Annotated in this window: 12 protein-coding genes and 1 riboswitch; of the genes, 3 read left to right on the top strand and 9 right to left on the bottom strand. The window is 50.3% G+C overall.

What is annotated here, in order from left to right; all coding sequences use genetic code 11:
• The 6 genes from NTV65_06855 to NTV65_06830 form a co-directional block, all read right to left on the bottom strand.
• The coding region (locus NTV65_06855) for an elongation factor P (GenBank protein MCX6114916.1) at window positions 1-347 on the bottom strand (347 nt) is incomplete at its 3' end.
• Window positions 348-355: 8 nt separating this feature from the next.
• Window positions 356-1,843: a glutamate--tRNA ligase gene (gene gltX, locus NTV65_06850; GenBank protein ID MCX6114915.1), complete on the bottom strand. Its 1,488-nt coding sequence runs from the start codon at window positions 1,841-1,843 to the stop codon at window positions 356-358.
• Between the two features lie 84 nt (window positions 1,844-1,927).
• Window positions 1,928-3,988, bottom strand: coding sequence for an NAD-dependent DNA ligase LigA (gene ligA / locus NTV65_06845; protein MCX6114914.1), 2,061 nt, complete (start codon window positions 3,986-3,988; stop codon window positions 1,928-1,930).
• Between the two features lie 59 nt (window positions 3,989-4,047).
• A complete protein-coding gene (locus tag NTV65_06840; protein MCX6114913.1) occupies window positions 4,048-4,557 on the bottom strand; it encodes a hypothetical protein in 510 nt (169 codons plus the stop codon).
• Between the two features lie 124 nt (window positions 4,558-4,681).
• Window positions 4,682-6,787 carry a TonB-dependent receptor gene (locus NTV65_06835; GenBank protein ID MCX6114912.1) on the bottom strand — a complete coding sequence of 702 codons (2,106 nt, stop codon included), beginning with the start codon at window positions 6,785-6,787 and terminating at the stop codon, window positions 4,682-4,684.
• Window positions 6,781-6,901, bottom strand: a riboswitch (TPP riboswitch). Its footprint overlaps the gene before it by 7 nt.
• A 45-nt stretch (window positions 6,902-6,946) precedes the next feature.
• Window positions 6,947-8,182, bottom strand: coding sequence for a glycosyltransferase family 4 protein (locus NTV65_06830; protein ID MCX6114911.1), 1,236 nt, complete (start codon window positions 8,180-8,182; stop codon window positions 6,947-6,949).
• 455 nt (window positions 8,183-8,637) lie between these two features.
• Between NTV65_06830 and NTV65_06825 the strand changes: the two genes are divergently transcribed.
• Window positions 8,638-8,892 (top strand): helix-turn-helix domain-containing protein, encoded by a 255-nt coding sequence (locus NTV65_06825; GenBank protein ID MCX6114910.1) that lies wholly within the window; start codon window positions 8,638-8,640, stop codon window positions 8,890-8,892.
• Window positions 8,893-8,973: 81 nt separating this feature from the next.
• On the top strand, window positions 8,974-9,783 hold the full coding sequence (locus NTV65_06820; protein MCX6114909.1) for a metallophosphoesterase: 810 nt from the start codon (window positions 8,974-8,976) through the stop codon (window positions 9,781-9,783).
• Between the two features lie 87 nt (window positions 9,784-9,870).
• Here NTV65_06820 and NTV65_06815 read toward each other — a convergent pair whose 3' ends face one another.
• The 3 genes from NTV65_06815 to NTV65_06805 all read right to left on the bottom strand — a co-directional run bounded on the left by NTV65_06815 (window position 9,871) and on the right by NTV65_06805 (window position 14,578).
• On the bottom strand, window positions 9,871-11,817 hold the full coding sequence (locus tag NTV65_06815; protein MCX6114908.1) for a hypothetical protein: 1,947 nt from the start codon (window positions 11,815-11,817) through the stop codon (window positions 9,871-9,873).
• A 13-nt stretch (window positions 11,818-11,830) separates the two neighbouring features.
• Window positions 11,831-12,727 (bottom strand): HAD-IIA family hydrolase, encoded by an 897-nt coding sequence (locus NTV65_06810; GenBank protein MCX6114907.1) that lies wholly within the window; start codon window positions 12,725-12,727, stop codon window positions 11,831-11,833.
• 204 nt (window positions 12,728-12,931) lie between these two features.
• The gene (locus tag NTV65_06805; protein ID MCX6114906.1) at window positions 12,932-14,578 is read right to left on the bottom strand and encodes a glycerol-3-phosphate dehydrogenase/oxidase; all 1,647 of its coding nucleotides are present in this window, start codon (window positions 14,576-14,578) and stop codon (window positions 12,932-12,934) included.
• 215 nt (window positions 14,579-14,793) lie between these two features.
• Here NTV65_06805 and NTV65_06800 point away from each other — a divergent pair.
• The coding region (locus NTV65_06800) for an NAD(P)-binding domain-containing protein (GenBank protein ID MCX6114905.1) at window positions 14,794-15,298 on the top strand (505 nt) is incomplete at its 3' end.

Here is a 15,298-nt window from a genome sequence, read left to right as displayed (position 1 = left end):
TCGTACATCGAGAGCTGAACCTGCATCCCCTCCTGGATATAGTACTTATTATCTCCTACAAGCTCGTTTGACACCGCCACCTGCTCGTAGGTTTCGCTATTCATGAAATGAAACCCCTCACTATCAGAGTAGAGGAAGGTCGCTGCCTGGTTGAACACATCCGCTGTATCGATATCCTCGGTTGAGCTGAAGCGGTGTTCGGTCTGGGTACCGTTATTCAGGTTGCGCAACTTCATGTGAACCATGGCGCGCAGGTTACCGGGGGTGTGGTGGTGAAAGTCCATTACACTATAGAGGGTATTCTTAAAAAGAATTACCGTTCCTCGACGAACATCTTTAGCTTTCATAACTACCTTTAAATACTGCTTGGTATCAGATCGAGCATCTCTCGAAGGCGTGATAGTACCTTATCCCGACCAAGAACTGCAAACGATTCAAACAGGGGTGGCGTTACGGTTTTACCCGTTACGGCGATCCGAAGCACAACGAAGGCCGGCCCTGGCTTAAGCCCAAGCTCTACTGCAACCCCCCGTAATACTTGATCAATAGCAACCACCGAAAACTCCGGCAAAAGCTCTAGCTGCGTGATAGAGCTGGTTAGAACCTCACGCGCCTTAGCCTCATCCATACCCTTCTGAAAGATCGCCTCGGTCTGCCGTACAAGGGGTTCATCGCTTAAGAACTCGATCATCGGCGCGACCTCAGTTAACACCTTGACCCTTTCCTGAACGTGCGGCGCAAGCGCTAGGAACTGCTCGGCTGGCACCTTAAGACTAACTAAATCAAGGAACGGCTGCGCCCGCTTAACGAACTCCTCTGCACTGAGGTTACGAATATAGAGTCCGTTCATCCACGCCATCTTAGTGATATCAAAGACGCCGCTAGCCTGATTCACCCCCGCAAATGAGAACTGTGAGATTAACTCCTGACGCGAGAAGATCTCCTGATTGCTCCCCTCACCCGGCGCCCATCCGATCATAGAGACGAAGTTAAGCACTGCCTCTGGTAGATATCCGAGCTCTCGCACATCGCGTGCATTAAGCGCCCCAGTTCGTTTTGAAAGCTTCTTTCCATCTGCTCCGTTTACTAAGGGCAAATGCGCAAAGACCGGCATCTGCCATCCGAGCGCCTCGTACAGTAGGATATGAACCGGCGCTGATGATAACCACTCGATGCCACGCATCACATGCGTAATCAACATATCGTGATCATCTACCATGGCCGCCAAATGATAGGTCGGAAACCCGTTACTCTTAAACAAGATAGTATCGCGTAACGGTATGGTCTCCCAATTAACACGACCACGGATGCCATCCACGAAGCTGACCGAGCGTTTCTGCGGCATCTTAAAACGAATGATATGTCGAGTATCGGCGCTAACGTCGCGGGTTCTACAATATCCTGAGTACCCGGGCATCTCGCGTCTAGCCATCTGCTCGTTACGCTCGCGCTCAAGCATCTCGGGGGTGCAATCGCAGCGGTAGGCATGCCCCTTGGCAATCAGCTCTTCTACGACCTCCTTGTAGCGTGGAAGCCGCAAGCTCTGCGTGTACGGCCCATACTCGCCGCCAAGTTGTGGCGCGCCGTCCCAATACTCTCCGATATCCTTAAGCTCCTGGTGGCTAGGACCCTCATCGATCTGAATACCGAGCCACGCCAGCTCCTCAATCACAAAACGGACTGCTCCTGGAACGAGCCTTTCACGGTCTGTATCCTCAATTCGCAACAGGAACTTGCCCCCATGTTGCTTGGCGAAGAGATAGGCAAAAAAAGCGGTGCGAAATCCACCAAGATGTTGAAATCCAGTGGGCGACGGCGCAAATCGTGTGCGAATTTCAGTCATATGCTTTCCTTTTAAATCAAGCACGAATCATAGAACATCAGGCTAGCGGTTGGCAAAACATAGATCTTATAGCCTCTCTGGCGCTTAGCTCTCGCATTTCGGTATTAGCAGTGCTCTAAACTGCTCCTCGCTTAAGACCGGCACACCGAGCTTTTTGGCCACCTCCAGCTTTGAGCCCGCACTATCTCCGGCCACAACGTAGCTGGTCTTTTTGCTAACTGAGGATGAAACCTTACCACCTACTGCAACGATCTGCTCTTCGGCCTCTCTACGGCTCATCGTTGACAAGCTGCCGGTCAGAACAAAGCTGCTGCCCGCTAACACCCCACCCTGTATCGCCTCAGTAGTTACAGGCGCTGGCGCTACACCGCTGGCAAGCAACCCTTGAACTAGGCGCTGCTCAGATTCATCTGCCAGAAAATGCTTCACTGAGCGGGTTGTTTCTGGGCCTATCTCCTCAAGCGCTAATAGCTCCTGCTCCGTTATGGCAAGGAAGCGCTCAATTGTTCCGCACTGGCGCGCCAGTAGCTGCGCGGTTTTACTGCCAACATGTCGAATGCCGAGCGCAAAGATAAATCTATCAAGGGGTCTCGTCTTGCTACCCTCGATGCCCGCAAGCAGGTTCTTACTTGAGAGCTCCCCCATACGGGGTAAGTTCTCAAGTTTCTCGACCTGCAGCGTGTAGAGATCGGGCAGGTCGTTAAGCAAGCCGTGCTCAAGCAATAATCCGACCATCTTATCACCGAGCCCCTCGATATCCATCGCATCACGCGCTGCATAGTGCAACGTTCGGTTGTGAAGCTTGGCTGGGCACCTTCCGTTTGGGCACCGTATCACCGCCTCGCCAGGTAGTAGTTCAACCGGGGTGCTGCATTCAGGGCACTCGGTAGGAAAGATAAACTTGCGCTCATTGCCGGTGCGAGCCGTTGTAATGGCGGCAACAACGGCCGGGATAACGTCACCCTGCCTACGCACCACGACGGTATCTCCGATTAAAAGCCCCTTGCGATCTATCTCGCCCTGATTGTGTAGGGTCGCTCGTGCGACAATAACCCCACCAACCCTAACCGGAGTAAGAACCGCAACGGGAGTTAGTGCGCCCGTTCTGCCGACCTGTATCGTAATATCTTGCAGGGTTGTGAGCGCCTCGACCGGCTTAAACTTCGCAGCGATTGCCCAGCGCGGCGATCGTTGCCTAAAACCGAGTCGCTCCTGAAGCGCAACATCGTTGACTTTAATAACGATACCATCCACCTCAAACGGAAGCGCCTCACGCGTTGCCTCAGCTGTGCGGTAGGCCTCAACCAATGCAGCCGCCCCCTTAACGAGCTTATAACCGGGCGAGATCGAAAATCCGAGCGACTCAACAACCCTCATCGCAGCGCTTAGCGGCTTTGCTGCTAGATCGCTTATTCCTATTGTAGAGCTTTCAATAGCCCCCACCCCGTATGCGCAGAACCACAGGGGGCGCTTGGCGGTCTCGTGCGGGTCGAGTTGTCGCAGACTACCGGAGGCTGCATTTCTAGGGTTAGCAAAGCTCTCTTCGCCGCGTTGCTGCCGATCTTCGTTTAGAGCCTCAAACTCCTTCTTTCTAAAAAGAACCTCTCCGCGCAGCTCAAGCAGCCCTTGCGGCGTTATAGCGCCCCGCAGTTTAAGCGGAATGGCCCTAATAGTGCGCACATTTACGGTAACATCTTCACCACTAGTACCATCACCACGGGTTGCTGCTTGGAGTAGTCTGCCATCCTGATAGCTTAGCGAGACCGCAACTCCATCAAACTTGAACTCAACTGTGTACTCAACATCGTCAACTAGCGCTCCGTCCTTAGCGAGCAGGCGCCTTACCTGTTGATCGAAATCAAGCAGCTCCTGCTCGTTCATTGCGTTATCGAGCGAGAGCATCGGAATACGGTGCTGAATCGTCGCAAAACCATCTAGGGGTTGCGCACCGACACGTTGAGTTGGGGAATCTGCGCGAATCTCTTTGGGGTGTGCGACCTCAAGCCCCTCTAGTTCGCGGAAAAGGCTATCATACTCGGCGTCGCTAATGGCTGGCTGCGAGAGCACATAATAGCGATAGCAATGCTCATTGAGCACCTCAACTAGCTCGTTTATACGCGCAATATCTTGGGGATCCTTTTGCATGCCAAGCACAGTACAGAGACAACTTTTCTGCGATACAGATCCGGTAAACTACCGATAAGCTACCGATCAACACACCCTAAACCACCTGGCAGCCGCATATCGCGGCAACCACGTCGGCGCTCATCCTGTGTGCATTTCTGCTCACTCGGGCTAAATCCTGCAGGGCACCGTTCAAATACTTGCCGAGGTGGCGGTGGCGGTGGCGCAGCAGGTGCTCGGTAGACATTCTCCCGCTCGCGTTGAAGTCGCTTGCGCTCATTTTCAAGTCGCTCGCGCTCGCGCTCAAGCTCCTGCTGTTCGCGTCGGTTATTGTTGTAGCCACCGTTACCATAGCCCCCATTACCATAGCCGCCGTTACCATAGCCGCCGTTACCATAGCCACCATTGCCATAGCCACCGTAGCCAACCCCGCCGCCGTTACCGTTACCCCCGTAGTACGGCGCATTACTACCGTAACCACCCCCACCCCCACTGTATGGATCATTTAGGTTGGCACACCCTGAGGCTACGAGAAGAACAAACCCAAGCACTAGAGCGACACAGCTGATTATCGAACGATGAGTTATCATAGCTATGAGTATAAATACTCACTATGGGATCACGCAACAATAACCTGACAAGATAACTAACAAGAACCGTTCTATTTAGACCACTATTCGACCCTATAGGCTCCCCTGGGCACTCAGCGCTCCCTTAAAAGGCATAGGTAAGGGTTAATCCGAACGCGCGTGGGTCTCCCTGTTGCACATAGAGCTTGTTTGGATAGTCGGGGGGTTCGTTTCCGAAGTAAAAGCCACGCACATCGTAGCTCTGATTAAAGAGATTTCGACTCCAGAGCATTAAACGCCACCGATCTCTGTGGTACCCGAGCGTGGCATTAAAGAGGTTATATGGATCGCTCATCTGATTATTACTATCATCAAAGTAGAAGCTATCCTTTCCGGTAACTTCGAGTCGAGCAAAAACCCCGCCTCCGAGTTCGGTGCGAGTGCCAACAGAGTATTGATAGTTGGGGGCATACGAGAATGCTCGACCCTTAAGGGATACGCTCTCTTGCGGCACCTCGCTATACTCTGATTGCATTAGCGAGCCGGAGACGAAGAGGTTCATCCACGGAGTTACGTTTAAAACGTTTTCAAGCTCTATTCCGGAGCTCTCTCCCTTTGCCGAGCTATCCGTAATGTAGGTGAAGGAGAGCGGGTCCTCGGGATTATCCTGCACTGCGAACTTAAGTTGTTGGTCGCGCCTAAGATCGTAAAAGAGCGCCAAGTTACTCTCAAGCCGTCGATTGAAGAAGCTTCCTTTAATTCCAAGCTCAAAGTTATAGAGATACTCCGGAGCGTACTGGCGGCTCTCCTGCGGTACACTTACTCCTGGATTGAATCCTCCCCCTTTAAAACCACGTGAGGCGCTAAGGTAGCTGCGAACTGCTTCTGAGAGGTCGTGTTGCAAAGAAAGTGAGCCGCCAAGCATGGTGTAGTTTGGAGAGAACTCCGCCCCTGTTGTATTATCGTAGCTAGCGTTTCGTTGCTCTACTCGCAAACCAGAGGCAAGGCTCGTTCCGTTACCGAGCGGCGTTTCGACCTGACCGAAGGCGGCCCCTGTACCGGCACTGTAATCGCTAGAGAGCGCATCATACTGCTCATTATTAGAGAATTCGGCGGTAGAGGTGTCCTCCGTTAACCGTTGTCCGTAGAGACCGGCTAGCCAACGCCAATCCTGGCCATGCTGATACATGGCGTCATCTGATGTCAGTCGCAACTCCTGGCTCAGCATCCGCCGCACCCGTTTTGAATCAGAGAAATAATCGTATGGATCAAAGGGCGCCCAGAACTGATTATTACCCCAATCTCCATCAAAGCTATAGTTGTTTGAGGTCTTAGCGGCGCTACTGATCGCTTCAAGTTTAAGGTTATTAAGAACCTGTGCAGTTACCTTAAAGGAAGCGGCTCTCACCTGCGTGGCATCTTGCCCCGGACGATCGGAGTGCGTCTTTAGTGAATTATCTATAGCAAAGGCGTCGAAGCCGTTACTTGCTTGAACACCCCATACCGAGAGGTCAAAGGAAAGTCGCGCAGATTCTCGATAGCGAAGTTTAAGCCGCGCTAACGATTCATCTATATTATTTGTATTATCGCGCCCTAAATATAAGTTATTCCGAAATCCGTTACTCTGTGTGTTGTATGCCGAGAACCTTATCTGTAGTTTTTCAGCGGTGCCGGGAATAGCGCCACCAATAGCGATCCCCCCTGCCCCCAACTCGTCGTTACCAGCCATCACCTCAACCGTTCCGGTAGTAAACTCAGTTGGATCCTGCGAACGCACGTTGATTGCACCTGCTAGTGCGCTCGAACCGAAGCGGATTCCTTGCGGACCACGCAGTACCTCAACCTGTTCGATATCAAACATCGGCGTAACGAGACCCAGGCCACTGAAATCGATATCGTCAATGATGGTTGCTACGGAGGGGTTAGGAGCACCCTCGTACTGCTCCAGCTCACCGATACCGCGAATAATAAAGAATCGGGGGCGTGAGGTTCCACCGGACCACATCATGTCGGGGATCGATTCGATCTCGTACTTAAAGTTATTCTCTCCCTTCTCGCGTAAGCGCTCCTCCTGCACAACGGTAGCGCTTTGAGAGAGATCTATTAGTGCCTCCTTAAATGGAGCACCATAAATAAATAGCTGTGTAGCGTGCGGCTCCTGCTTACTTTCAAGCTCCTGAGCATTAGCAGATGAGCGACAAAGATAGATCGCCGCAGTGCTTAGGATTAATAATAGGGATCTCGAACTCAAGATATATCCTCTCCCTACGCCGGTATTATCCGTCTCAGGTTCAAAGGGTCTCACTCACATTGAGCGTCTCAGATCCGTGCGGCTTTAGGCCGCGGACCTCCCCTGGGTTAATATCTCTCTCAAGTAGCTTAGAATTGTGGCAAATGCAAGCTTAGGGTTTTATTGAGAGGGTGCTGCAACTTCAAGCTGCACAGCAAAGAGCTTAGACATAGTGCGATCGAATCGCTCTAAAACTGCGCTCCATGCGTATTCGCGTTCAACGTAAGCTCTGCCCGCCTGGGCGTGTTGCAAGCGCCCCGCAGGGTGCGTCAGATAATATTCGGTCACTCCACCTAGATCCTGCGGAGATGCAAAATAAAGCCCACCCTTAGAATCAATCACATGCTGCTTGGTTACTGCACATTTAGCGTGCACAACAACAGGTGTTTCGACCATCCAGGCCTCCATCATCACGATTGAAAAGGATTCATTCGTTGAGGGCTGACAGAGATATAAGGCGTGCCGAAGTAGGCGTTGCTTCTCAATCTCGCTCAGATGCGGCAGATCGATAATATCACCCCGTGCTAGGGCCTGCGGCCGGTGCAGGTCGCTGAAGCTACCTCCACCTAGGATAACGAGCTTAACCTCTGCGGCTATAAGCCCCTCATCTTTCGCCGTACAGAAGGAATCGATCAGCAGCTGCACGTTCTTTCCGGTCTCCTTGCGACCGAGGTAGAGGATATAGGGGGCAGGATCTGTGAAGTATGGCTTAAGCTCTTTTATCGATTCACGCGACGGCAGCTCGAATCCCATCCCCACCACATCCCCTGGGATATCTCCGTAGAGTGAGCGCGCCAGATGCATCTCAGGCGCTGCGTTAAAGAGGCATCCCCGCACCTCTCTAAACATCGCGGCGATAACATCTAGGTACGCGTACGATTCATCATGAAGGCATGGGATCAGTACGCTGCGTTGTGGATTCAAAAGCGCGCCCCAAAAGGTAGTTCCGAAAAGATACGGGCCGAAGAAGATCGCATCAAAGCGGCTCTGCTCCTGTAAAAGGTAGGCATACAGAGGGCGCGAATTAACGCTCTCTGCTAGCCAGGTGATCTGATCATCGGGCGCTACCGGATTACCCTCACAAATTGAAAGCTGCAGTGGAACCCACCTATCTAGGTTACGCTCATCCACAGGAAATCGGTTGAGTTTAATACCCCCAATACCCCCCAGTAGCTCCTCACCTGCAGGCATCTCGTTGGCCCAGGTGCGATTATCCCTGGCGCAGGTTGATACAATCTCGACCCGATCTCCGCGCGCATGCAGCTCACGCGCAAGGCTTCCCATTAAGGTTTCAGCCCCTCCAGCTATCCCCTCAAAATAACGGGGAACAACGAAACAATAACTCTTAGGGGTCATATATCTACCGTACGCAAAATAGGCTTATGTGGTCAGAAAACAACGATTTAAGCCCGTTTCAGATGCTTATACCACAACCCCCCGTTCGCTAGGAGTATGCCCTACTATAGGTTAACCCTAAGTAACTGGTCACCGTAGTTTAATGTCGCGATTCAAGCTACTCAGATTACGGCGAAGTTTCATAGGTAATTCGATTGGTCGTCCCCTGATCGGGGACGGCAGATTTTGTGACCAGTTAATGTTTTCACCCCCACCGCATTGCTGCGCCAGCAGCTTGCGCTGCTGGACGGGCTCTGCAAATCGACCCCTGAGGGGTTAAAACCGCGCAGGATCAGCATCTTAGCCCTTTAATGAGAATAAAGGTCACATACGAACAGGGTCGAACCATAACCTTGTTTATCAACTACGTAATGGAGTTGAGATGATTTTCTGTTGTAATGAATAAGGAGAAACGTATGACGAGTGTACCACAGCCCCTTCTTTTAACTGTTAAGGAAGTGGCTAAACTATTGCGGATTCATCGCCCGAAGGTCTACGACCTAATCAAGGCGGGAACGATTGAGGGCTTTAAATTAGGCTCAGATTGGCGCGTTAAGCGTGAATCGGTAGAGAAGTTGATTGGGGTTATCCCTGAGGACTTCTTCCCTACATCAAAGGGCTTAAAGAAGGTCATAGCGAACGGACACGACCACGTGAAGCTTGCTTCCTAGGGCCAAGAACACATAGAAGTGTTGCGAGGATCTCCGCTATTACATAGAGTTCGTTAGACGCAATTAAGTCGAGGAACTTTCATGAAATTTGCAATCGTAACAGATAGCCATATCGGACCATGCGGATTCTACAGAGGCATAAACCGCATCATGAGCAACGTATCGGAGAACGTGCTCTGTGAGCTCGCGGAAACTATCAACCGAGAGAGCGATATCTCATTCATCTCTCAACTGGGAGATCTGAGCCAGGACGATGTTAGGTATCCGAACGTTGAGTTCGATCGGGCTAACTTTAAGCGAGCTCTCTGGTATTTCCAGAAGTTTAATGTGCCTGTATATCACGCCGTCGGAAATCACGACCGCGAGAACCTCAACTACAACGACCTGTGCGAGCTCCTTAATCTCACTTCGCTGCATTACTCATTCGATGCCAATGATGTTCACTGCGTATTTCTTTATACGCGGCACTTTAACCATCAAAACATGACAATCGAATCAGACCAGCTGGAGTGGCTTAAGCAGGACCTCGCTACTACTAAGCTAAAGACCCTAGTTTTTATGCATCACCCTGTATCGGATCAAGATCTCAAGGGAAACTTTTGGTTCGATGGATCGATCAATAAGGCCCTCGTTTCAAATCGCGCAGAGGTTCGCGAAATCTTTGAAGAGAGTGCTAAGGTTATCGGTGTCTTTAACGGGCATCTGCATTGGAATAATATGACCGTACATAATGGCATCCCGTACTTTACTATCCAATCGTGCATAGAAGATGTCTCAGGAACTGGAGTTCCTTCCAAGAGCTACGCAATTGTTACGGTTGTAGGTTCTAAGGTCTCGGTCGAAGTTTGCGGGGGTGACCCTGCTAGTTTTCTGCTAGATCCAAAACAATAACTATTCACCCATAAAAAAGCGTCTACGACCTGTCTCGCTAAAGCTTTAGCCAGAGCGGATCAGGGGACATCAAGAAATGGCGAATAATTACTTAGTCAGCAATTTGCGTTGATTATCTAGGTGCTGGAAGAACTCGGCTCTGTCCTCTTCACTTCCAAGTGCCCTTTGTACGAAGGTGTCGTTCATCCCTATCGAATAACCGGCATGCAGCATTACCTGAGCTCGCAGGCGCGAAACCCCGGCAAGCACAGCGTCCTTACCGAAGCGCTCTCCGATCGAGACATGTTCCTCTCCAACAGCAAAAACTTGATCGTGCATTATAGCCTCAACTCGCTTAAGAGATCGCTCGACAGAGCTTAAGAAGGCGAGCTGTTTAAGTGCCGTCATGCTCAGAGTTCGTTCTTCAGAGGGATAAGGGGCCCATTCATCATCAACCAAAGCCCCAATCGAATGAGCGATATGTTGCATAACTGGTTCAGTGATTCCTATTTGCGAAAGAAGCTCGTTACTCAAGATGCATTTTTCTGCCTTGATTACCTTACTGGCATCGGCATCTAGATCGTTATCAAAGCGCTGCATCTCAACCATCTTTTTTACGAGATTGGGATTCAGGTGGTATTTTGCAAGCAAGCCACTTGCGTCAAACAGGTCAAATTTGTTTATCTCTGGCCCCCGACCCGCAAGCAACTTCTCAACACACAACTGCTCAGGTGGAACCATGCCAAAGAGGTAGCCTGCTGGCGTTTCAACGGTGCGGCGATGAAAAAGATCGTGCTCATCGTGAGTGCACACAAAACAGAAACCTTTAGGATCCGGCTGCGCACGGGTAATTAAGAGCGCATCGAGCTCGACGTTAGTTCCATCTTTCGCCTTAGCCTCTCCCTTGATTCCCTCGCAGTGATAAACCGCCTTGTCTTTCCCATCTATCCAGACAGGTATGTTATTACAGAGCTTCTCCATGAGAACCTCCATCTGTACCTTTGCGCCTGGCGATTCAACCAGCGTCCAGTCGATATCAGGAGATACTGGGCGCCCTTTTCCCTCAAGATAAATTGCTGCTGCAAGACCAGCCTTAATTACAATTGCGCTCTCGCCCCTAGCTATCGCACCTGCAGATAAGCACTCGGCTGCTGCCGGTAAGAGCACCTGGTCAAGAATCTCTGTGATACAGTTAGGAACTGATGGATGCCCATACTCTAACTTTCGCCTAGTTAGGATATCCTTAGCCTCGTTCATCGCACGCGTTTGGGCATCAACTGTAGCCTCAACCATCATCGCAGCGAGGGCGTCGGGGGTCAGGCCCCTGAACTGTCCACTAAAATACCCATTCTCCACAGCCTCTCTCTCTGTCACATTCCACACAACGCGTGTGTCGTATACCTTGTGCAGGAGTGGGGTTTGAAGCATATCTGCCCTCACTAAGCTGCCTAGCTTCTCGATGCGTTCCGTGTGCTCCTCGGGATGAGCGCCAACGCGGCTGATGATTCTTCCAGGAAGGATATCTTGCGGAACCTCAACGCGTAGGGTCACAAGTGGCGCTACTGGGAGCATGTTGTGCAAAGCCTCCGCTAACTGAGTCATCTCGATGTAGCTCGTCACTAACATCACCGGGATCTCGCCACGATTAAGCGCTTTAACGATATCGCCGCCAGTAAAGCCGTAATACCCTTTATATTTTACATTAGAGAAGATCACGCTCTCTGGCCCAGTTAAATCGGCTCCGGTTGTACCATCCTGTTTAAATCGCCACGGCTGATCTCCGACAGTATCGTTCGGGCGCCGTTCGCGCGGCATATAGCGAGTAGTAGCGGTATATGTTTTTGATGGATCCTGTTGTAAGAAATTAAAGATCGTTGTCTTACCGGCGCCAGGGAGTCCACTAATCACTAGCAGTGCTGGGAGCTCTCCGCGCGCAACGCACCCAAGGTAATGTAGACGCCCGTCAGCAGAGGGGAGCTTTAATTTATCACTTAAAGCCTCCGGAAATAGATCTTTAGATACACTCTTGGTGTCTGTAGTTATTGGATTACTCATAGATTTTTACTATTTAAACGTCGCTATGTAGTTCGGCTACTGAATTCAGGATCCAGGTCGGTCTCTCAGTGCTAGATGCTGCATCCTTAAGGGTGTTCTCCCCTGTAAGAACGAGCACGGAGTCAATGTTAGCAGCCCTTCCAAGAGCGACATCGGTGTAGAGACGATCACCAAACATTACCATTTTATCGCGTGCTATCGAGAAACGGATCTCGACCTCTTCAATCATAGCTGCCGATGGTTTTCCAAGGATAGCTTTCGCCTCAATACCGGTCATGACCTTGATAGCAGCATAGTACGCACCACAATCCATGATCGGCCCCTCATCGCTTGGGCAGAACGGATCCGGGTGTGCTACGATATATGGAATACCCTTTGCTACTAACCGCCCTACCTCTGTGAGTTTGTCAGCCGTGGCAGTTCGATCAAACCCGATCACAACTACGTTCACTTTGCTGAGATCCGCTTCGTGAGAGACACCAGACTCGGCGCACATCTCCCTCATCGCCGGAGTACCCATGATATAGGCACTCTTAAATCCGTGGTTCTTCAGGTAGGTAGTGACCGTGTCTGTCGACATAACGATCTCTTTAAGATCGTTACAGAGCCCGAGCCCCTGCAATCTAGTAAGGTACTCTTGGCGTGACTTTGAAGAGTTGTTCGTCAAAAAGATCGGCTGTTTGCCTAGCTCTCTCAGCTTTTGAATAGCCTCTACTACACCAGGAATTATCTTTTTGCCGTTCCATACGGTGCCATCTAAATCAAATATGAATGCCTCTTTATTTAGGATAGGAGAGGTATCCGTGGTTAGCTCAGGACGATAGCCGTTTGAAGCAAGAGTCACCTCTCCTTTTATCATAATAGTACCTAACCTATCTGCCTCTGCGTTGTTACCCTGAGTTGTATTCATGTACTTACTACTAAATTAGTCATGAGATATAATTAGAATTAACTGCACGAGACATCGCCTGCTACGACAAAAGCTCGCTTGCTACGATAAAGGGTATCAGAGCCGCACAACCTACTCAAACAAACGACGTTAAATATGTGTTAGGATAGTAGCATCAGGTACTTACGCGACATATGCCGCCGCCGGCAATTGCTCACTTGAGCGTTAAGATTTACCGAGAATGGAGTGTATCCTCTGCATGCGGGCAAGGTACTCTGTCGACTCTTTATCGAAGTCGATATCGGGACGCATCTGCCTAAAGACCTCTTTAATAATCGGTAGATACTTTTCACCGTGCCCTTCGGTATATTCAAGCTCCAGCCTACGCCGCATTAGATCTTCTAGGCTCTCAACCTGCTCGGTATCAAGGGCGATCATAGTTTCTAACTCTATAATCTTCTCCGGAGATCTCTGAACATATTCTAAATAGTTATCGCCAAGGCGCTTTCCATATCGGCCTAGTAGTCGATCTTGAATCTCTGACGGAAGTTGCCGATGAGTTAATGCATTTATTAACTCCTTAGATTCCGTGTTGCTTGTACTCCCAGGTAACTTCTTTAGGTCCTGCCTCTCTTGGATTTCAGCGTTAGAGAGCGGTCTGCCGAGAATTTGCGCAGCCTCCTTTACCCCCTCAAAAGCCGTCCATGAGGCGGTAGTATATTTGCCCCCAAGCAAGCTCAACACCCCATTTACATGCGTCCAGATGTGCTTACGTGAGAGAACCGCTGAGTTGGCATCCTTGCCACGTATCGGAAGGGTTCGGATACCTGCGAATGCGTAACAGGCGCTCCCTCGATTGAGTCCAGCATCTGGAATATCCTTCTCGAGGCGGCCTAATATCTCGTCAACCTCATCAGTTGAAGGCATTGGATCGAGCTCAATCTGCTCAACCTCTCGCTCTGTCGTTCCAACCATCGTTCCTGCATGATGTGGCCAGACGAAGTAATAACGGGCCTTTCCAGGCATAGGCAAAAAGAGGCTCGGTCCGGTCCATGGCTTATTAAAGATGATGTGAGAACCGCGGCTAAATTTAAGTGGGCGCGGCTCCGCTCCAAGGGTGTTTGCGAGCATGGAGGCCCAGGGGCCCGTACAGTTTACGATCAATTTAGCGCGAAGATTTAGCTCACTCCCACCCTTTGTATCGAGAGCTTTAACCTCTAATATTCCATCCTTGCCGCGAGTGAGGGAGGTCACTTCGCAGTAGTTAAGGCAAGTTGCTCCGTATCGACGCGCCGCAATAATGTTGTCTATTACTAAGCGTGCATCGCTCATTATTCCATCGGTATAGACGAAACATCCCATCAGGTCATCTCGCCCGCTGTGAAACCCGGGAAAGTTAAGCTTAGCGCGAGGGATCCAACGGTGTCGTCGATCCTTTTTCTTTACCAGCAGATCGTAAAGGAATAACCCAATCCCGAGCTTAATCTTGAAGAAGTACGAGCCTTTTGGGACTGGAATAAGGAAATCAGCAGGCTTAACTAGGTTCCCAATATGTTCAAACATCTCCTCTCTGGCTTTTATCCCCTCAAAGACCTGCTCGAAATCACAGAGCTCCAAATAACGCAGACCTCCGTGAGCCATCTTTGAGCTGCGGCTGGAGGTAGCTCCTGCATAATCTGACCTCTCTAGGAGTGTTGTTTTGAACCCATAGGCTGCGGCAAATCGGGCAACCGCAGCCCCATGAATACCACCACCAACAACTAGTATGTCAAAGGTCCCTGCATCTGTGATTGAGTTAATGGCATCTGCTCGGGAGAGTGAATCAACTGTATGTTTTAGAGACGAACTGATCTTTTCTGCGTAAACTGTCATACTGTAATCTACCACACACCTTTTGAGATAATTTACATAACGGACTAATACCGATAGTCTATATGATTTTAGGGGCCAAGTCAGCTCTCGGCATAGTTTTAAGAGTGAATAGTTACCTTAATTACTCACGAAGAACTAACACAGTCTTGAAAGACTACAGGGCGCAGCGATGGTATTAATTAGCTAATTTAAGCGGTTGTTAATAGGAGGCTCCCTTGTCACTACCTTCCAATGATCCATCTAATGACCCTGTCCAGGGAAAGCCGTCCATACGGTTAGACCAATCCATATTTTCGATGCGACCGACCTCGGCTGATAGGAAAACTCTCCTAGAAGCGCCGGCAACTAACCACTCCGGCGAACTAACTATCGCTCAACGAGCCGCGTTCCAACAAAAGATCGCCATGATCGGCTATGGGGTCTACGGACAGGCCATTCATAGTCGACTACCAGACCATGATATCGTCCCATGGGAGAGAGCTTCAACAAGTCGTGAAAGCAGTGATCTTGCTACAACCGACCTTTCAAAAGCCATAAATGGACGGGGTCTCCTTATATTGGCTGTCCCAGCAAATGCATTTCCGAACGTGCTTAACAAGATACGCCCTCATCCAGATTCAGTTGTTGTTAGTCTGGCCAAGGGGCTTATCGTGCCAAATTGGAATCCTTTGGAGTCTGAGCGATCACTACGTGATGGGCCTCCAGAGGGATCTAATGCGT

The organism is Pseudomonadota bacterium, from assembly GCA_026390555.1.
In the GTDB taxonomy this organism is placed as follows: domain Bacteria; phylum Bdellovibrionota_C; class UBA2361; order UBA2361; family OMII01; genus OMII01.
Note: the sequence above shows the minus strand (reverse complement) of the source record. Positions and strands in the feature narration are given on the sequence as shown.